23 protein-coding genes and 1 pseudogene are annotated in these 16,585 nt (G+C 50.7%); 8 read left to right on the top strand and 16 right to left on the bottom strand.

Features of this window, described 5'->3' with window-relative positions; all coding sequences use genetic code 11:
- Window positions 1-134: 134 nt before the first annotated feature.
- Both MKQ70_RS38920 and MKQ70_RS38915 read right to left on the bottom strand, forming a co-directional pair.
- On the bottom strand, window positions 135-755 hold the full coding sequence (locus MKQ70_RS38920; protein ID WP_282456607.1) for a radical SAM protein: 621 nt from the start codon (window positions 753-755) through the stop codon (window positions 135-137).
- Complete coding sequence (locus MKQ70_RS38915) at window positions 752-1,411, bottom strand: radical SAM protein (protein ID WP_282456606.1); 660 nt, start codon at window positions 1,409-1,411, stop codon at window positions 752-754. The genes MKQ70_RS38920 and MKQ70_RS38915 overlap by 4 nt, the downstream gene beginning before the upstream one ends.
- 114 nt (window positions 1,412-1,525) lie before the next feature.
- On the opposite strand from MKQ70_RS38915, the gene MKQ70_RS19175 reads away from it, so the two are divergent.
- The 4 genes from MKQ70_RS19175 to priA are packed head-to-tail and all read left to right on the top strand — an operon-like array spanning window position 1,526 to window position 4,729.
- Window positions 1,526-1,855 (top strand): lysophospholipid acyltransferase family protein, encoded by a 330-nt coding sequence (locus MKQ70_RS19175; protein WP_248073500.1) that lies wholly within the window; start codon window positions 1,526-1,528, stop codon window positions 1,853-1,855.
- Window positions 1,849-2,289: a lysophospholipid acyltransferase family protein gene (locus MKQ70_RS19170; protein ID WP_248073498.1), complete on the top strand. Its 441-nt coding sequence runs from the start codon at window positions 1,849-1,851 to the stop codon at window positions 2,287-2,289. The genes MKQ70_RS19175 and MKQ70_RS19170 overlap by 7 nt, the downstream gene beginning before the upstream one ends.
- Window positions 2,286-2,606 carry a primosomal protein N' family DNA-binding protein gene (locus MKQ70_RS19165; protein WP_248073497.1) on the top strand — a complete coding sequence of 107 codons (321 nt, stop codon included), beginning with the start codon at window positions 2,286-2,288 and terminating at the stop codon, window positions 2,604-2,606. Before MKQ70_RS19170 ends, MKQ70_RS19165 begins: the two co-directional genes overlap by 4 nt.
- Entirely contained in the window at window positions 2,570-4,729 is a 2,160-nt protein-coding gene (gene priA / locus MKQ70_RS19160; protein ID WP_248073495.1) for a replication restart helicase PriA, read from the top strand. The genes MKQ70_RS19165 and priA overlap by 37 nt, the downstream gene beginning before the upstream one ends.
- Before the next feature lie 67 nt (window positions 4,730-4,796).
- Here the strand turns inward: priA and MKQ70_RS19155 are convergent, their stop codons facing one another.
- The 4 genes from MKQ70_RS19155 to MKQ70_RS19140 form a co-directional block, all read right to left on the bottom strand.
- Entirely contained in the window at window positions 4,797-6,107 is a 1,311-nt protein-coding gene (locus MKQ70_RS19155; RefSeq protein ID WP_248073493.1) for a hypothetical protein, read from the bottom strand.
- Window positions 6,104-6,658: a DUF3857 domain-containing protein gene (locus tag MKQ70_RS19150; RefSeq protein WP_248073492.1), complete on the bottom strand. Its 555-nt coding sequence runs from the start codon at window positions 6,656-6,658 to the stop codon at window positions 6,104-6,106. Before MKQ70_RS19150 ends, MKQ70_RS19155 begins: the two co-directional genes overlap by 4 nt.
- Before the next feature lie 149 nt (window positions 6,659-6,807).
- Window positions 6,808-7,143 carry a Rossmann-fold NAD(P)-binding domain-containing protein gene (locus MKQ70_RS19145; RefSeq protein WP_248073490.1) on the bottom strand — a complete coding sequence of 112 codons (336 nt, stop codon included), beginning with the start codon at window positions 7,141-7,143 and terminating at the stop codon, window positions 6,808-6,810.
- Window positions 7,144-7,217: 74 nt separating this feature from the next.
- Complete coding sequence (locus tag MKQ70_RS19140) at window positions 7,218-7,481, bottom strand: NAD(P)H-binding protein (RefSeq protein WP_248073487.1); 264 nt, start codon at window positions 7,479-7,481, stop codon at window positions 7,218-7,220.
- A 58-nt stretch (window positions 7,482-7,539) separates the two neighbouring features.
- Here MKQ70_RS19140 and murB point away from each other — a divergent pair, with 58 nt between their 5' ends.
- From murB to MKQ70_RS41340, 3 genes are read left to right on the top strand one after another with little or no spacing between them, the layout of a single operon-like run.
- Window positions 7,540-8,133 (top strand): UDP-N-acetylmuramate dehydrogenase, encoded by a 594-nt coding sequence (gene murB / locus MKQ70_RS19135; RefSeq protein WP_248073485.1) that lies wholly within the window; start codon window positions 7,540-7,542, stop codon window positions 8,131-8,133.
- Window positions 8,134-8,150: 17 nt separating this feature from the next.
- Window positions 8,151-8,477 (top strand): hypothetical protein, encoded by a 327-nt coding sequence (locus MKQ70_RS19130; protein WP_308199082.1) that lies wholly within the window; start codon window positions 8,151-8,153, stop codon window positions 8,475-8,477.
- A gap of 13 nt (window positions 8,478-8,490) precedes the next feature.
- Window positions 8,491-8,553: a hypothetical protein gene (locus tag MKQ70_RS41340; RefSeq protein ID WP_308199499.1), complete on the top strand. Its 63-nt coding sequence runs from the start codon at window positions 8,491-8,493 to the stop codon at window positions 8,551-8,553.
- Between the two features lie 33 nt (window positions 8,554-8,586).
- Here MKQ70_RS41340 and MKQ70_RS38910 read toward each other — a convergent pair whose 3' ends face one another.
- From MKQ70_RS38910 to MKQ70_RS19115, 4 genes are read right to left on the bottom strand one after another with little or no spacing between them, the layout of a single operon-like run.
- Complete coding sequence (locus tag MKQ70_RS38910; protein WP_308199081.1) at window positions 8,587-8,850, bottom strand: NAD(P)-binding domain-containing protein; 264 nt, start codon at window positions 8,848-8,850, stop codon at window positions 8,587-8,589.
- A 23-nt stretch (window positions 8,851-8,873) separates the two neighbouring features.
- The gene (locus tag MKQ70_RS19125) at window positions 8,874-9,554 is read right to left on the bottom strand and encodes a YpdA family putative bacillithiol disulfide reductase (RefSeq protein ID WP_282456605.1); all 681 of its coding nucleotides are present in this window, start codon (window positions 9,552-9,554) and stop codon (window positions 8,874-8,876) included.
- A gap of 3 nt (window positions 9,555-9,557) precedes the next feature.
- Complete coding sequence (locus tag MKQ70_RS19120; protein ID WP_248073483.1) at window positions 9,558-9,746, bottom strand: hypothetical protein; 189 nt, start codon at window positions 9,744-9,746, stop codon at window positions 9,558-9,560.
- Entirely contained in the window at window positions 9,724-10,245 is a 522-nt protein-coding gene (locus MKQ70_RS19115; protein WP_248073481.1) for a type 1 glutamine amidotransferase, read from the bottom strand. Before MKQ70_RS19115 ends, MKQ70_RS19120 begins: the two co-directional genes overlap by 23 nt.
- 204 nt (window positions 10,246-10,449) lie before the next feature.
- Here MKQ70_RS19115 and MKQ70_RS19110 point away from each other — a divergent pair, with 204 nt between their 5' ends.
- Window positions 10,450-11,529 (top strand): fatty acid desaturase family protein, encoded by a 1,080-nt coding sequence (locus tag MKQ70_RS19110; protein ID WP_248073479.1) that lies wholly within the window; start codon window positions 10,450-10,452, stop codon window positions 11,527-11,529.
- 21 nt (window positions 11,530-11,550) lie between these two features.
- Here MKQ70_RS19110 and MKQ70_RS19105 read toward each other — a convergent pair whose 3' ends face one another.
- The 6 genes and pseudogenes from MKQ70_RS19105 to nagB form a co-directional block, all read right to left on the bottom strand.
- Entirely contained in the window at window positions 11,551-12,483 is a 933-nt protein-coding gene (locus MKQ70_RS19105; protein WP_248073477.1) for an NAD-dependent epimerase/dehydratase family protein, read from the bottom strand.
- Window positions 12,484-12,489: 6 nt separating this feature from the next.
- A complete protein-coding gene (locus MKQ70_RS19100; RefSeq protein WP_248073474.1) occupies window positions 12,490-12,786 on the bottom strand; it encodes a hypothetical protein in 297 nt (98 codons plus the stop codon).
- A 2-nt stretch (window positions 12,787-12,788) separates the two neighbouring features.
- The gene (locus tag MKQ70_RS38905) at window positions 12,789-13,391 is read right to left on the bottom strand and encodes a DNA recombination protein RmuC (protein ID WP_308199080.1); all 603 of its coding nucleotides are present in this window, start codon (window positions 13,389-13,391) and stop codon (window positions 12,789-12,791) included.
- Window positions 13,388-13,918 (bottom strand): DNA recombination protein RmuC, encoded by a 531-nt coding sequence (gene rmuC, locus MKQ70_RS38900; RefSeq protein WP_282456604.1) that lies wholly within the window; start codon window positions 13,916-13,918, stop codon window positions 13,388-13,390. Before rmuC ends, MKQ70_RS38905 begins: the two co-directional genes overlap by 4 nt.
- Complete coding sequence (locus tag MKQ70_RS19090; RefSeq protein ID WP_248073473.1) at window positions 13,881-14,198, bottom strand: hypothetical protein; 318 nt, start codon at window positions 14,196-14,198, stop codon at window positions 13,881-13,883. The genes rmuC and MKQ70_RS19090 overlap by 38 nt, the downstream gene beginning before the upstream one ends.
- A gap of 159 nt (window positions 14,199-14,357) precedes the next feature.
- Window positions 14,358-16,282: pseudogene (nagB, locus tag MKQ70_RS19085) on the bottom strand (glucosamine-6-phosphate deaminase).
- Window positions 16,283-16,585: the final 303 nt, after the last annotated feature.

Here is a 16,585-nt window from a genome sequence, read left to right as displayed (position 1 = left end):
CGATCGCTTTTCGTTCGATGGGATTGCAAAGGTAGAAATTTATTTTATGCTGCCAAATATTTTTTCAAATTCTTCAGAAATAATCTTTTGGCTTTGATCTACTTATCTTTTCAAAAGCTGGGCTGTAGCCACTTCTAGCGAAGTTCCCAATCTATAAGATTGTTCACCCACTCGGTTCTGAAAGGTGTTGTTACCTTGATGTAGTTATCGGTATAACCTTCCATCATTCCTTCCTTTCCATGTCCTTCGAACAGCACCTTTCGGGTTTCGCCGATGTGTTGTTCGGTAAAGTACTGCATCTTTTTGTGGCTCAGGTTACGTAACGCTTTATTCCGTTCGTGGCGGATGTTTACAGGTACCACGGGTTTGATCTCCAGCGCAACCGTATTCTCCCTTTCAGAATAGGTAAATACGTGCAGGTAAGAGATATCGAGGTCGTGCAAAAAGTCGTACGTTTCTTTAAAGTGCGTGTCGCTTTCTGCCGGGAAACCTACGATCACGTCCACACCGATGCAGGCATGCGGCATGAACTGTTTGATGAGCGCTACTTTTTCGGCATACAGATCGCGGCGGTAACGGCGGCGCATGAGACCAAGTATCTCATTGCTCCCGCTTTGCAGCGGGATATGAAAATGCGGCATGAACTTGCGGCTGTTCGCCACAAACTCTATGATCTCATTGCTCAGCAGGTTGGGCTCGATGGAAGAAATGCGGTAACGCTCGATACCTTCTACCTTATCCAGCTCCCGGATCAACTCAAAAAAGCTCTCTTCGCGTTTTTACCACCACCGAAACCTTTGCCGAAGTCGCCCAGGTTTACGCCGGTGAGTACAATTTCCTTTACCCCATTGGCAGCCAGTTCACGGGCGTTTTCCACCACGTTGGCCACACTGTCGCTACGGCTGATCCCGCGTGCCATGGGAATGGTACAAAAAGTACAGCCGTAATCGCAGCCGTCCTGCACCTTCAGGAAAGTACGGGTGCGGTCGTTTACGGAATAAGACGAATGGAACGTATTTACATCTTCAATATCGCAGGAACAGATTTTAGCGCTGTCGCCTTTGGTCAGTTCCTTGATATGATCTACGATATTGAACTTCTCGGCGGCGCCCAGCACCAGGTCAACTCCTTCGATGCTGGCAATTTCCTGCGGCTTCAGCTGCGCATAACAGCCGGTAATTACCACAAGACTTTCCGGCGCACGGCGCTGTATGCGGCGCACCAGCTGCCGGCACTCTTTGTCGGCATTTTCGGTTACCGAGCAGGTGTTGATCACGTACACATCGGCTTTGTCGTCAAAGTCTTTTTTCACGAAGCCGTCGTTTTCCAGCATCCTGCCAATAGTGGAGGTTTCTGAAAAGTTCAGCTTACAGCCCAGTGTATGAAATGCTACTGTTTTAGCCTGTGTCATAAGGATGGCAAAGGTAGGAACTTTTATGTCATGGCATGGTAATATGGAAAAGGGTAGGGATCGGCCTATAAATTCTTTATTTTCGCATTTTACACAACACTTGAGCGTTTAACTATGCGTTTTATCCGGAATTTTTTCCTGGCCCTTTACAATATTCACGCCGCTATCTGGTTCATAGCCATCATGTTCCTGATTTTACCCGGCATTTTCCTGGTGTCGCTGTTCGGTAAGATCCGCGGTGGCAACATGGTATTTTACTTCCTCCGGTTCTGGGCTCATACCTGGTTTCCGCTGGTAGGCATCTGGTTCAAGCGCATCCGTTACGAAGCAGAAGACAAAGAACCCGTGATTTACGTGGCCAACCACCTTTCTTACCTCGATGCCGCCATCGCGGTAAAGGTGATGCGACTCCCATTCCGCCCCCGGGCAAAATTGAAATGGTGAAAATCCCCGCCTTCGGTTTCATTTACCGCCAGTCGGTGGTACTGGTAGACCGTAAAGACGCCCGCGCCCGCGCCCAGAGCGTGCGTACCATGAAGGCTACGCTTAAAGAAGGTGTATCCATGCTGGTGTTCCCCGAAGGTACGACCAACTACACCGGCCAGCCGCTCCGCCACTTCCACGACGGGGCGTTCCGTATGGCCATTGAAATGGAAACAGATATTCGTCCCGTTTTATATGTAGACAGCAACCACCGCCTGCGCGCAAAAGGACTGCTGTCGCTCACCCCCGGTATTAACCGCGTGGTGTGGCTGCCCAAAGTATCCGTAAAAGGTTTAACCCTGGCGGACCTCCCGGCCCTGAAAAAACAGGTGTACGACATGATGGACACCGAATTAAGAAAATACCATAACTACCCGAGTTTACAGCCTGCATGAAGTTTGCCGATGTCATAATACCACTGGCTTTGCCCAGGAATTACACCTATGCGGTGCCCGAACATATGGAAGGGACACTGCAGGTGGGCAGCCGCGTGGCCGTACAGCTGGGTAAGCAAAAGAAATACGCCGGCATCGTAAAGGCGATCCACGGCCAGGCGCCGGGTGCTTATAAGTGTAAGCCCATCATGGACCTGCTGGATAAGGAGCCGGTCGTATATCCCACGCAAACCGCTTTCTGGAGCTGGCTGGCTTCGTATTACATGTGTACCGAGGGGAGGTGCTCAACGCCGCGCTGCCGGCACACCTCAAACTGAGCAGCGAAACGGTGCTCCAGTACAATGAAGCATTCGGCGATGATTATACGATGCTGTCGGACGATGAATACCTGCTCGCCGAAGCCTTGCAGATCCGCAAGGAGCTGCGGATCGGGGAAATACAGATGATCCCGGATAAAGCCGATGTGTATTCCGTGATCAAACAACTGATCGAAAAGCGGGTGTGCCTGGTGTACGAGGAGTTGAAAGAAGCCTATCGCGAAAAGAAAGAAAACTATATACAGCTGAACCCGGCCTACGCCACGGATGAAGCCATGGCCCCGTTGTTCAATGAGCTGGCGCGCGCACCCAAACAAATGGAATTGCTGCTGGCCTATCTTCATTTTTCCAAAACCCAGGGCGATGTGTTGCAAAGCGACCTGCTGAAGAAATCCGGCGCCAGTGCTGCCCAGCTCAAAGGGTTGGTGGATAAGGATATTCTTTGGGTGGAGAAACGTACGGTCGATCGTATCCGGATGGGTAAGGGCGACATTACGGTGGACTTTGAACTAAGCACTGCCCAGGCCAAAGCCTTGCTGGAAGTTTACCAGTGTTTCGAAGAAAAACAGGTGACTTTGCTGCATGGTGTAACCTCCAGCGGTAAAACACAAATCTATATAAAGCTGATCGAAGACTGCCTGCAACGGAACAAACAGGTATTATACCTGTTGCCGGAAATAGCGCTCACCGCGCAGATTATCCGCCGTTTGCAGAAACACTTCGCCGGCAAGATCGGGATTTACCATTCGCGTTTTAACAACAACGAACGCGTGGAAATCTGGAACAAAGTAAAAAGCGGCGAGATAAACATTGTACTGGGCGCCCGCTCCAGCCTGCTGCTGCCTTTCCGCGATCTCGGCCTCATTATCCTGGACGAGGAACATGACGGTTCTTTTAAACAACAGGAGCCCGCACCCCGCTATCATGCCCGCGATGCGGCGATTTATTACGCCGGATTGTTTAAAGCGAAAGTGTTGCTCGGCTCTGCCACACCCGCGATAGAAACTTACTTTAATGCGCAGCAGGGCAAGTACGGTTTGGTATATCTCGGCGAACGTTATGGCGGTATCGAAATGCCGGCTATTGAAGTGGTAGACGTTAAACCCGAACTCGCCGCCAAAAAGATGAAAGGCAACCTGACCGCCGCGCTGGAAGACGCGATCCGGGAAACGATCGCGAATAAGAAACAGGTGATCCTGTTCCAGAACCGCCGCGGTTATGCGCCTTTCCTGCTTTGCACCACCTGCGGCTGGATTCCTCATTGTAAACAATGCGACGTATCGCTTACCTATCACCGGCAGGCGGATAAGCTCCATTGCCACTACTGCGGTACGCGTTACCCGATCATTCATACTTGTACGGCCTGTGGCAGCCAGACTTTACTGCCGAAGAGTTTTGGTACAGAGAAGGTGGAAGATGACCTGCATACGGTATTCCCCAACGCCCGCATTGCGCGGATGGACATGGATTCGGTGCGTAACAAGGATAGTCATAATAAGATGATCCGGGAACTGGAGCAGCAGAATATAGACATCCTCGTGGGTACGCAGATGGTGGTGAAAGGACTCGACTTCGAAAATGTCGACCTGGTGGGCGTTTTAAGTGCGGATAGTTTACTCAGTTACCCGGATTTTCGTGTGAATGAGCGCGCATACCAGCTGATGGAGCAGGTGAGCGGACGAAGTGGCCGTAAACATGGCAAAGGACGGGTGTTGATACAGGCGAGTAATACCAGGCACCCGGTGTTGCAATATGTAATCGACCACAACTACCGCGCGATGTACGATACGGAAATCGCGGAGCGCCAGTACTTCGGTTACCCGCCGTTCGTGCGCATGCTGCGGATTACGCTGCGGCATAAAAATGAGCAAACGGTGGAACGTGCTGCGAAGGTATTGGGCAACTGGCTGCAGCCGCAACTGGGACAGCAGCTGGTAGGGCCTGCCACGCCGATCGTAAGCCGGGTACGTAATAATTATTTACAGGAGATGATGATTAAACTGCCGCGTGATACGCAGGTGATTGCGCGGACGAAAGATATGCTGAAGGAATATTTCATCAAGCTGCAGACCGAAAAGCAGTTCCGGTCGGTGGTGATTATTCCGGACGTGGATTATGTATAAAAAAACAGCCGCCGGATGGAGTGACACCGCGGCGGCTGAGGAACTTGTTGAGGCTACCCCCATTAATTTATTTCTCCAGTACTAAATCTGTTTTTTCCAGGTTTTCAATAACTGCCTGCATACGATCGTAGGCTGCACGGGAAGCGCCTTGCAGGAGCGGTTGTTTGTACCATTCCGTCATGAAAAGTACAACGGTGCCTGCGTCTTCGCGCGCATTTACCCGTAAACCCACCAGAGGATCGATATTGGACAAATCGATATTGAACTCGTTTTTATTTTTCAGGCGATAGCCTTTGGGCAGATGCACGATCACCTTTTTCTCGAAGTAACAAGGGTAGGGCAGATCGATGGTTTCCTGCGAAGGCGCGAGGCGCTTGATGGGACTGTACTGGTAAGCCAGCAGTGAGCCGGTAGCCACGCGCAGTTCGCGGCCGCTTGCCCGTGCAAAGTCCGGCATCGTGTATTTGCCGCGTAGGGTAAACGGAGCGTTGGCACGTACCGGCGACCATTCCACATTTTCTGCCTTTACGTCGATAATGTCGTTACGGTCGGGCTTCAACAGCAGCACCCCATTGTAAGTAGTTTTCGGATCGATGGTCATTGCCTGCAATGCCATTTTAATTTGTGCATCGGCGTAACCGGCAAATTCCTGGTAACCTTGCAACGTAGCCCTGGTAGCGGTGTCGCTCACCCAAATTTCGGTTTCGTTGCGCATGCCGTTGGAGGTGTAATCCGGCATAGGCGTGTTGGCAAAATGTGTTTTCACACGGGTAATGCCATCTACCAAAGTATCGCTGGCCACCAGGGCAGGGATGCCGGCCCATGCAGGCGGATAGTACGGCAGCTGATAGTTTACCTCTGTAGGGGCCAGGGCCTGGTGCAGGTCCGGGAAATAGAGCAGTATATTGCTGGCTGCGCCTGGTTTTACGATATTGCTGTCCAGCGGATACTGGTCGCGGTCATTCACCAGCATCAGCTGGCAGCGGATGCGCATGATATAAAACACAGCGGCCATGAGCCGTGCGAGTCCTGCTTCGTTCGTTCTTTGCGTGCGCAGGATCGAAGAAAGATCGTATATCTCGTTCGGGTTGCCCCAATTATTCAGCTTGTATTTATGTTTGATGAAATGCTCTATCTGGTAAATCATCAGCGGCAAAGGCTTTTGCTGTTTCAGGAAGGCCCAGGTATCCATCTCCTTCTGCAGCCGGGCAAATTCTGTTTTGTCAAGATAGAAATAGCCCACAAACTGTTCTTCACCGTAACTATTCCAGTTGTACTGCAGCGTATCGTTTTTACGTTTGTCCGTGTCAGCAATAAACTTGTATAGTGAAAACTCGATGCCCGCCAGCTGCGGCATGTAATAGCTGTTGCTGGTCACTTTTTTGCCTGGATAATTCCGGTTTTAACTTCCAGTACATTGCCCTCGGGTTTCGTGTATGAAGTGGCCTGCGGATAACCGTTGCGGCTGGTGGTACGAATGAAATATTTTTTCGGGTAGATGATTTTGAAATGTGTTTCCAGCGTGGGATATTCCCATTGAAAATACTCTGCGCCTGCGAAGTCGTTTTTCACCAGTCCTTCTGTCTCATACTCCAGTTCACCACCCACGGGCACAGGTGGAATGGAGAGTACGGCTTTCGGCTCTTTCGCGGTGCCCATGTATTCGAGCTGGCCGGACAGCTGCAACGACGAGCCATCGGGCTGTACGATGCGTGCACGCATGAACGATATCGCTTCGGTGGGGCGTAGCGGCAGTATGATGTGTGTGAGGCTGTCGCTGCCCTTTTGCGTGTTCACGCGGATGCGGCGATGCACGTAACGGGCGAACGTGGCGCCACTTTCCTCTTCAGCCGCAGAAAGCACAAAGTTGTATACCAGGTTATGACTGATCATGGTGAAGTCATCGCGGAACAGCGACGGATCGGCCACGGGTGCAACGGGTTTATCGTTCCGGAGCCGGGCAAATGCCGGTTGATCTGAGCATGTATTGTAATGGGCAACACCAGGGCATAGGACGCTGGCAAGGCTTCGGATAAGTTTGTTCATATCAAAATCGAAAACATCTAATAAAGTAAAAATCAGCTGGCGGCCGCATTATCCGCAATGGCCTGTATTTCATCAGATTCGTAAATATGCGTACCGCGTATTTGCTGTTTGGCAATATGTCGCATCGCATCGGCAATGGTATCGGCAGCTATACCGCGGTATTTTTTCAATTTGCCCTGTAGCAAAAAGCGGATGCCAAACATGATGGCGGCGCCTATCTTTTCGCCCAACCTGAACTCCGGCCGTTCTCCCAAAATGATGGAGGGGCGGAAGATGTGCATCCCTTCGAAGCCTGTCCGCGCCACTTCTTTTTCTACCTGTCCTTTTATACGCAGGTAAAAATTGCGTGCCGCGGCATTGGCGCCCACGGCAGAAATGAGCAGGAATTGCCTTACCCCGTTCTGGTGCGCGATTTCTGCGCACCTTACGGGAATATCTTTATCTACTTCGATAAAGGCCTTCTGGCTGCCCGCTTTTTGATGGTGGTACCGATGCAGCAGAATATTACATCGCCCTGCAAAGCCGCCTGCAGCGCCCGGGTATCCGTCATCGAAAGCGTGATGTTTTCCAGTTTGGCATGTTGCAGCGCCAGCGGCTTGCGACCTACCGCCTTTACAGCGGAAAAGCCCGGGTCGTTCAGCAGCGCGGAGACCAGGCTACTGCCGGTGAGACCGGTGGCGCCTATTACAATGGCTGTTTGAGACATAGTTTTGTTAATTATCTTTGTCCGGTTTATTAAAGATAGCACATTTGAACCTGCCTTTATGACGATATCTCAAAATGTTTCACTGAAACCTTACAATACTTTTGGCCTCGACGCCAAAGCGCGCTGGTTCGCGGCTTTCGACTCCAAAGAAACACTGCGCGAAATACTTGAAAGCGACGCGTGGAAAAACGTGCCCCATATGATCCTTGGTGGGGGCAGCAACGTGCTGCTCACTAAAGATTTCGACGGACTGGTCCTGAAAAATGAGATCAAAGGCATTCATACGGTAAAAGAAGACGACGATCACGTTTACGTACAGGCGGGGGCGGGAGAGAACTGGCACAGCTTTGTGCAGTATTGCATCGCTCAAAACCTCTCGGGACTGGAAAACCTGTCGCTGATCCCCGGTAACGTGGGCGCCAGCCCGATGCAGAACATCGGGGCATATGGCGTGGAAATCAAGGACACGTTTTATGAGCTGTCCGCTTACCATATGAACGATCATGCCACGGTGAATTTTAACAATGAAGCCTGCGACTTCGGTTACCGCGAAAGCGTGTTTAAACGCCAGTATAAAGGGCAGTTCGCGATTTTATCGGTGATTTACCGGCTCAATAAAAACATCGTTTTAACACCTCTTACGGGGCGATAGAACAGGAACTAGCGCACATGGGCGTAACCGATTTATCCTTACAGGCCATCAGCCAGGCGGTGATCAATATCCGCAGTTCCAAACTGCCGAATCCCGCGGAAATCGGGAATGCGGGCAGTTTCTTTAAAAACCCGGAAATCGGTGAGGCGCAGTATATTTCGTTAAAGGCGGCATTCCCGGAGCTGGTGGCGTATCCGCTGGCGAATGGCAAATATAAGCTGGCGGCAGGCTGGCTCATTGAGCAGTGCGGATTAAAAGGTTACCGAAAAGGAGATGCGGGGGTACACGCCCGCCAGGCCCCGGTGTTGGTGAAATGGAGGGGCTACGGGGCAGGAAATCTATGATTTATCAACGCATGTGCTGGAAACAGTGCATGGTAAGTTTGGGGTAGACCTGGAAAGAGAAGTAAACATTATATAAATAAGAGCGCGGTCGGGAAGGCCGCGCTCTTATTTATTTACCGAGTTTCTTTGCCACATCGGCTACGATCCGGTCCGCATGTTCCCGTGAGTTTTCAATAAACCAAACATGCGTATCCATGCCGCCACACACCACACCGGCCAGGTAAATGTTATCCAGGTTGGTTTCCATCGTTTCACTATTATATTTGGGATGCTTTTTAGCATCCGGAGATAACAGCACCCCGCATTTTTCCAGGAAGGCAAAGTTGGGCTGGTAACCTGTCATCGCCAATACATAATCATTTTTGATGGTCACGATGCCGTTTGGGGTCTCGATATCTACTTCCGGTCACGCACGGCGGACAGCCGCGAGTGGAAGTATGCGGTGATGGAGCCTTCGGCAATGCGGTTTTCGATATCCGGTTTTACCCAGTATTTCACCCGTTTGCCGATTTCGCCTTCGCGGATCACCATGGTTACGTTGGCGCCTTTGCGGTAAGTTTCCAGGGCGGCGTCCACGGAGGAGTTATTGGCGCCTACCACCAGCACGTGCTGCATGGCGTAAAAGTGCGGTTCTTTATAGTAGTGCGTTACTTTTGGCAGCTCTTCGCCGGGGATGTTCAGCAGGTTCGGAATATCATAAAAACCGGTGGCGATAATGACGAATTGGGCTTCGTAATTATCTTTGGCCGTACTTACCGTATATCCGTTGTCGTGGTGTACGATCCCTTTCACCTCTTCAAAAAGATGCACATTTAGTTCCTTCGAAGTGGCCACGCGGCGGTAGTATTCCATGGCTTCGGGCCGCGTAGGTTTCGGGTTGATGGATACGAAGGGGATGCCGCCTATTTCCAGCCGTTCCGAGGTGGAAAAGAACGTCATGTTCAACGGGTAGTGGTACAGCGAGTTCACCAGGCAGCCCTTCTCAATAATCACATAATCAATCCCCGCTTTTTGCGCTGCAAGGCCGCAGGCCAGTCCAATTGGGCCTCCGCCTACGATCAGTAACTGTACGTTCATAAGCTATATTAATTTTTCCATCCTGTCGAGTAAAGTATACATCAGTTGGTTATTGATGGCGATGTGGCCGTTACCGGCTCGTATTTCCACTTCGCGCTGGATATAAGTGTCTGCGATCAGTTCGTCCCGGCCGTGTTCGATCATCCCGGCTACCGAAGCTGCCGTAGCTTCAAAGTGAAATTGAAGTCCCACGGTTCGCTCGCCATAAACATAAGCCTGGTTCCGGCAGGCCGGGGTTGAAGCGAATCGGACGGCGTTTTCGGGTAAGTCGAAGGTGTCGCCGTGCCAGTGAAAAACGGTTTCGGTAACAGGCAAAAAAATCCACCAGGGCAGTAGCCTTCTCGAAATGCACGGGGAACCAGCCGATTTCCTTTTCGCGGTTGGGATACACTTTAGCGCCCAGCGCCGCGGCAATCAGTTGCGCTCCCAGGCAGATGCCCAACACGCGTTTGCCCTGCTGTATGGCCTCCCGGATGTACGCTTTCTCCGTTTCCAGCCAGGGGTATTGCGCCGCGTCATATACACCCATGGGGCCGCCCATAATAATGAGCCAGTCTGTTTGGTCGTGAGGAGGCGGTGCATCGCCTGCATACCAGCGGGTTACGCTCACCTGGTGCCCCTTCCGGTCAATCCAGTCTGCAATACAACCAAGCCCTTCAAAAGGAACATGCTGAAAATAATGGATATTCATATGGCCAGTCTGTTTAGTCCTTCTTCAAAGATATTGAGATACCGTGTTAAATTCGTCATAATTCAGGTACAAATAGGCCGCAATCCCCCTGAAAAGCCTATCTTTAACGTTTATAAACGATTGCGCTGTTATAAACTGGAACTAAACCAAACCTTATTCTATAATGCCGGAGCAAACATGTAGCTGCCCGGTTAACTGTTACTAATGTCAAAAGTTACCTTCAACAACAAAAACGCAGTATTTTTTCAATCGCTGAAAGCTTCGGTAGATGCATATTTTGCGGAAACTAAACAGCGGAAGACCGGCAACTGGAAGTTGTATCACAAAACCGCTGTACTTATTCCGGCGGCGCTGGCCATTTACGTGTCGGTGCTTACGGTAAGCATGCCGCCTTTACTGGCTATCGGGCTGTGCGCCATGCTCGGACTGATCCTGGCGAGCATTGGCTTCAACGTTATGCACGACGCCTGCCACGGAAGCTACTCGACCCGAAACTGGGTAAACGAAACCCTGGGCCTTACGCTCAATGCGCTGGGTGGCAATTCCTTCATCTGGAAACACAAACACAACATCATTCACCATACTTACACGAATGTAGACGGCGTAGACGACGACATCGCCAAAAGTCCGCTCATGCGTCACTGTCAAACGCAGCGCTGGGTGCCTATGCACAGGATACAGCACCTGTATGTGCCGTTCATGTATGCCATCAGTTCTTTCGCCTGGGTATTTGGGAACGACTTTCAGAAATATTTTGCCCGCAAAGTGAACACTACGCCGCTGAAGACAATGTCTACCACCGATCACGTGGTGTTCTGGCTGAGTAAATTGCTGTACGTGGCGTTTTACATCGTGGTGCCTTTACTGTTTGTAAGCTGGCAGGCCTGGCTGGTAGGCTTCGCGGCCATGCACATTACCCTCGGCTTTACGCTGGCGGTGGTGTTCCAACTGGCACACGTGGTGGAAGAAACGGAGTTTGAAGTGGCAGGCATCGAACCTACGCAGATTGAAAGCGAATGGGCGGTGCACCAAATCAAAACCACTTCTAACTTTGCACCGGACAACAAAATTATTTCCTGGTATGTAGGCGGCCTGAATTACCAGGTAGAACACCACCTGTTCCCGCGCATTGCCCACATACATTATCCCGCGCTCAGCAAAATCGTAGCCGAGGAATGCCGGAAACATAACCTCACTTATCATTGCATGCCTACGATGACCAGTGCGGTCATCTCCCACTTCAAGGTTATCCGGATGCTGGGGAAGAAGCCGGCATTAGCTTAATAAAGAAAGGCTGACCATTGGTCAGCCTTTTTGCTTTTTCATGATCGCGATCGTTTCCACCAACCCCGACCTATACGATGTGGGCTTAAAATGAAAAGCCTTTTCAAACTTCGTACTGTCAAACAGATATTCGTAATCGTATTGGTACATCATTTCCACCAGTTCCCCCAGTTCCTGTTTAAATATTCCGCCCAGGCGCAGCATCCAGTTCGGCAACACGGAATATTTTGCATCTCCTTTTTCGAAGATCTCGCAGGCTGTGCGGATAAATTCTTTGCCGGTAAGCGCGTTTTTGTCGGTTGGCAAATGCCATACCTGGTTATAGGCTGATGGCGTATTGCCGAGCAATGCGGTCGCTCTGCCAGCATCGGGCGTATAAGTAAAAGAGTGGCGCATGGCAGCATTACCTATCCATTGCGGTTTGGCTCCTTTTGCGAGGTTATCGAGCACCGGGATATTCGGGATCGAATTATTGGCGCCGGGGCCGTAAAAGTCGGCAGAACGGGCAATCAGAACGGGTAAAGCGCCACGTTGCATTTCGTCGTGCAGCATCTGCGCGATCTCTGTACGCACCTTGCCTTTTTTACTGGCAGGGCGGTAGGGCGTTTCTTCGGTCATCCAGCCGTTTACTTTGCCGTACATGTATACATTGTCGAAAAAGACCAGTTTGGAACCTGCGATCTTACAGGCGTTGATCACGTTTTGTACGATAACGGGCCACTGGCGCTGCCATATTTTGGTGCGGTAGGGGAGTCCTGCCGTCAGGTAGGTTACCGACGAACCTTCCACTGCTTTAACGGTTTGTTTATAATCTGCAAGATCCGCCGCCATCAGCTCGTCTGTCGCATTCACTTTCTTCGGGTTACGGCTTACCTGGCGGATAACGGACGCGTAGGGGAGAAGGGCTTTCGAAAGTTTTCCTATTATTCCATTTGCGCCAAGTATCGTTTGCATCTTTCTTTATTTTCTATAAAGATAAGGTATGCACACTTTATGCGATAGCTGTTTTTTCGGACCACTGTAAGGGGAGCGGTAGTCTTCGCCGAAATGGTCGTTTATAAGGCTTTTCAGGCGCTTATTAAAGAGGATCGGGGTAAGTGCGGGCATTTCCTTCAACGCCTGTCTTACGGCGAATAAACCGGCTGTTTTACGGAAAGTAGGGCGGCTGGTATCTGCCTGCGAAATAATATGCAGCATCGCCTGCACCTCGGCGGCAGTATAGATATCCGGGATAATCGCAAATCCTTGTTCGTGCATGGTTATTCGTTATTGTCGAGCAGCGAAATTTCATTTAGAATACTATCAGGCAACTTGCGGTTGGTTTTCGCTTCCAGGCTTTGAATGAGCTGGAATTTGCCGATGATGGTATCGCTTTTACGGGCGCCGTCGCGGAGGCGGTTCATCGCATCGTGATAGGCGCGGCCGGCATCTGTAATGCTTTTACCTACCTTTTGCATTTCTTCGGTGAAGAGTACGAATTTATCGTATAACAGGCCGCACTGGCGGAAGATCTCCTCCACGTTTTTGACGCGGTTTTCTTTTTGCCAGAGCAGTTTTACCACCTTCATCGTGGCCACCAGCGTGGTAGGCGTAATGATCACGATTTTGCGCTGCAATGCCCGGTTAAAGATGTCCGGATTTTCGTTCATCGCCAACGTAAGCGCAGATTCAAAATGCATGAACATGAATACGAAATCCGGCGTGTGTAAGCCAGCGAGTGACTGGTAATTTTTATTCGCCAGCAGGTCGATGTGGTCGTTGATGTTGCGCACGAGTTGTTTCAGCGACTCCTTTTTTTGCGCGGGGTCCGCGGCGTTAAAATACTCCACGTAAGCGTTCAGCGACACCTTGCTGTCAATCACCGGTGTTTGCCATCGGGCAGCCTTAAAATACAGTCGGGGCGACGGTTACGGTCTTCCTCCTCATCCCTGTACGTACCCTGGTTGGTGAAGTCGATGTAATTCTGCAGCCCTTCCGATTCCAATATCAACTTTAAACGATCTTCGCCCCAGTTGCCCTGCACCTTTACGTCGGAGCGCAGCGCGCCGGCCAGCTGGCGGGCGTCTTCGCTCAAACGTGTATTCATCTTCTGCAGGTTTTCTATTTCTTTTTTAAGCGATGTGATATCCTGTATATCCTCCTTGCGCGTGTCTTCTATTGTCTTTTTAAAGTTGTTGATATCGGATTTAAGGGGATTTAACAATGCGTCGAGCGTAATGCGGTTGGCGTCGGACAAATCCTTTCCTTTTTCCTTTACGATTTCTTCCGCCAGTACTTTAAACTGCTCGCGGGAATTGAGCAGCAGCGTGTCCAGTTCCTTTTTCGCGTTATCGAGCTTGTCTTCGAGGTGTTCATTCGTTTTGGCCAGGGCGGTCTGTTGGCGGCTCAACTCCAGTATCTGGTTGTCTTTCTGCGATGATGTTTTTCACATCAAAGAGTTCCTTCTCTTTTTCGCGCAGGCCGGCCTGGAGGCTGCCGTATAATTCGCGCGACACATATCGTTCTTCCACCTGTTCCCGGGTCAGGCGCTGGGCCATGGCGAGGCGCAGTTGTTCCAGTTCCGATTTGGGGGTATAATGTTTCAGTAAAAGATTGCGCAGAATGAAGTAGCCGGCAAGGCCACCGGCCACCAGCCCGGCCACAAGCGTCGTAAGGAGATTCACTTCCATAGTATTGTGTGGTGTTTAACGGGTGTAATAAGCATTTCAAAGTTAACCAATGCGATGATAGTGCAACGCGGAAATAATGCACATTATTGCCGGGGTGGGGATAAACAAAAACGCCCCTGCGATGCAGCGGCGTTGATGTGTTGTATACCAATAAGGTGATTACATGAAGTGATATCTTACAAAAGCCTCGATGGCTGCATATTTCTGCAGGCCGAGCCTGTCGTAAGTATCCGCGGTATTGGCGTTGCGGTCTTCCGCACGTTGCCAGAACTCGCGCAGGTCGGTTCCCTGGAAAGGTACTACGTCCTTCTGGCTTTGGTGAATGAAGATACCCGTGCGTTTCTGTACGATCTGGTCGGGGCTCATCGGCACCGCCATTTCAATTTCGTGGATATCCCATTCCTGCCATGCCCCTTTGTACAGCCATACCCAACAATCCTTCGCCCAATCTTCGTGTTTTACCTCTTCCAGTGCGGCAAAGATCACGTCCAGGCAAACTTTGTGGGTGCCATGCGGATCGGCGAGGTCGCCTGCACAGTAAATCTGTTGCGGTTTCAGTTTGCGCAGCAGCTCTACGGTCAGTTTCACGTCTTCTGGCCCCATTGGTTTTTTCTCTACCAGGCCGGTTTCGTAAAATGGCAGGTTCATGAAGTGTGCGTTTTCGTCTGGCAAACCTACGTAACGGCAAGTTGCTTTCGCTTCACAACGGCGGATCAGGCCTTTGATGGCGCGGATCTCCGGGGTGTCTTTCTGGCTGGTTTTTTTGCTTCTGATGAAGGCTTTTGCCTCTTCCAGTATCTCGTTACTTTTCTTGTTGCTGATATCGAACATCCCTTCAAAACCTACGGCGAAATCGATAAAGCGGAGCACGAACTCGTCGGTTACCGCGATGTTGCCGGAAGTCTGGTACGCCACGTGCACGTCATGACCTTGTTCGTGCAGGCGGATAAAGGTGCCGCCCATGGAGATGATATCATCGTCCGGGTGCGGGGAGAAGATCAGCGCGCGTTTGCGGGCCGGTTCTGAGCGTTCGGGGTGGTTCGGCAGCTGTGCGCCGGGTTTACCGCCGGGCCAGCCGGTAATGGTATCGCGGATGGAGTTAAATTCTTTGATGTTCAGTTCATAAGCCGAACCATATTGTACTACCAGTCGTTCAGGCCATTTTCATTATAATCCTTGTCGGTGAGCATGAGAATGGCCTTATTCAGCTTCAGGGCCAGGCCGGTAACCGCTTTGCGGATCAGGGCCGGTGTCCATTCGCAGTCGCCTGTAAGCCAGGGTTCTTTGTTCCTGGTCAGGTCGTGGGCTGCCTGCTCGTCAATCACGAACTTGGTATTAGGGTGCTGTTGCAGCAGGGAAGCCGGCACCTGGTCGGAGCTATGGCCTTCTACAGAACGGCGTACGATTTTCGCTTTGTGAGATCCCCAGGCCAGCAGGATTACCTTCTTTGCCTTCAGAATGGTGCTGATGCCCATGGTGATAGCCAAACGTGGCACCTGGCTCATGTTCGGGAAGTCGTAGGCGTTGGCCAAACGGGTGGAATTGTCCAGCGTAATGAGGCGGGTGTGCGAGTTAATGCTCGATCCCGGCTCGTTAAAGCCAATGTGACCATTGTTACCGATACCCGGGATCTGGACGTCCAGACCGCCGGCAGCTTCAATTTTGCGCTCGTATTCTTCGCAATAGGCTTTCATCTTTTCCTTCGGCAGGGTGCCGTCCGGAATGTGGTATTGCGACTCAGGAATGTCGATGTGATTGAACAACTGCTCTTTCATAAAGCGGTTATAGCTTTGCAGCGCATCCGGCTCAATCGGGTAATACTCGTCCAGGTTAAACGTAACAACGTTTTTAAAACTGAGTCCTTCTTCTTTATGCAGGCGTACCAGCTCAGCATAAAGGTACTTCGGTGTGGAGCCGGTTGCGAGGCCCAGTACACAAGGCTCGCCCGCTGTCTGCTTTTGGCGGATCAGCGCCGCAATTTCAGCTGCAACAGCTTTGGAGCCCTCTTTGGCGGTAGGGTGAATCTCCACGGCAATCTGTTCAAAACTGTCTATCAGTTCAATTTCCTGGTGATTGATGGTCATGACGTATTATTTTTGATATGCGTTTGAAAAAACGAGCCGGAAAATTAAAGAATTTGCCGCTATTCTCTAAGTAAATTTCACTTTATTTAATTTCAATCGATATACTTCGAAAATAATTAACAAGAATGGCAATTGTTTGAATAAGATCGACCGCAGCGCTAAAACATTGATGAAGTGTTTTGCAAATCCAAGTTCTTTTATAATTCGTTAATTAAAGTACCTCCCACAGAAAACATGCATGTACTGGCTGCCAGACCGGAAACCTGGCAGTTTACGGAGAAAAGACTCAGGCTGTAACGTTCC

Source organism: Chitinophaga sedimenti, assembly GCF_023156195.1.
GTDB classification, from domain to species: Bacteria; Bacteroidota; Bacteroidia; order Chitinophagales; family Chitinophagaceae; genus Chitinophaga; species Chitinophaga sedimenti.
The sequence above is the reverse complement of the archived record's forward strand: the minus strand, read 5'-3'. Positions and strand labels throughout refer to the sequence as shown.

Excerpts from the sequence above, each read along its gene's own strand:
- MKQ70_RS38915 (WP_282456606.1), bottom strand. The coding sequence starts at position 1,411 with ATGACACAGGCTAAAACAGTAGCATTTCATACACTGGGCTGTAAGCTG.
- MKQ70_RS19175 (WP_248073500.1), top strand. The coding sequence starts at position 1,526 with ATGCGTTTTATCCGGAATTTTTTCCTGGCCCTTTACAATATTCACGCC.
- MKQ70_RS19170 (WP_248073498.1), top strand. The coding sequence starts at position 1,849 with ATGGTGAAAATCCCCGCCTTCGGTTTCATTTACCGCCAGTCGGTGGTA.
- MKQ70_RS19165 (WP_248073497.1), top strand. The coding sequence starts at position 2,286 with ATGAAGTTTGCCGATGTCATAATACCACTGGCTTTGCCCAGGAATTAC.
- MKQ70_RS19140 (WP_248073487.1), bottom strand. The coding sequence starts at position 7,481 with ATGTCTCAAACAGCCATTGTAATAGGCGCCACCGGTCTCACCGGCAGT.
- murB (WP_248073485.1), top strand. The coding sequence starts at position 7,540 with ATGACGATATCTCAAAATGTTTCACTGAAACCTTACAATACTTTTGGC.
- MKQ70_RS19130 (WP_308199082.1), top strand. The coding sequence starts at position 8,151 with ATGGGCGTAACCGATTTATCCTTACAGGCCATCAGCCAGGCGGTGATC.
- MKQ70_RS19125 (WP_282456605.1), bottom strand. The coding sequence starts at position 9,554 with ATGAACGTACAGTTACTGATCGTAGGCGGAGGCCCAATTGGACTGGCC.
- MKQ70_RS19115 (WP_248073481.1), bottom strand. The coding sequence starts at position 10,245 with ATGAATATCCATTATTTTCAGCATGTTCCTTTTGAAGGGCTTGGTTGT.
- MKQ70_RS19110 (WP_248073479.1), top strand. The coding sequence starts at position 10,450 with ATGTCAAAAGTTACCTTCAACAACAAAAACGCAGTATTTTTTCAATCG.
- MKQ70_RS19105 (WP_248073477.1), bottom strand. The coding sequence starts at position 12,483 with ATGCAAACGATACTTGGCGCAAATGGAATAATAGGAAAACTTTCGAAA.
- MKQ70_RS19100 (WP_248073474.1), bottom strand. The coding sequence starts at position 12,786 with ATGCACGAACAAGGATTTGCGATTATCCCGGATATCTATACTGCCGCC.
- MKQ70_RS19090 (WP_248073473.1), bottom strand. The coding sequence starts at position 14,198 with ATGGAAGTGAATCTCCTTACGACGCTTGTGGCCGGGCTGGTGGCCGGT.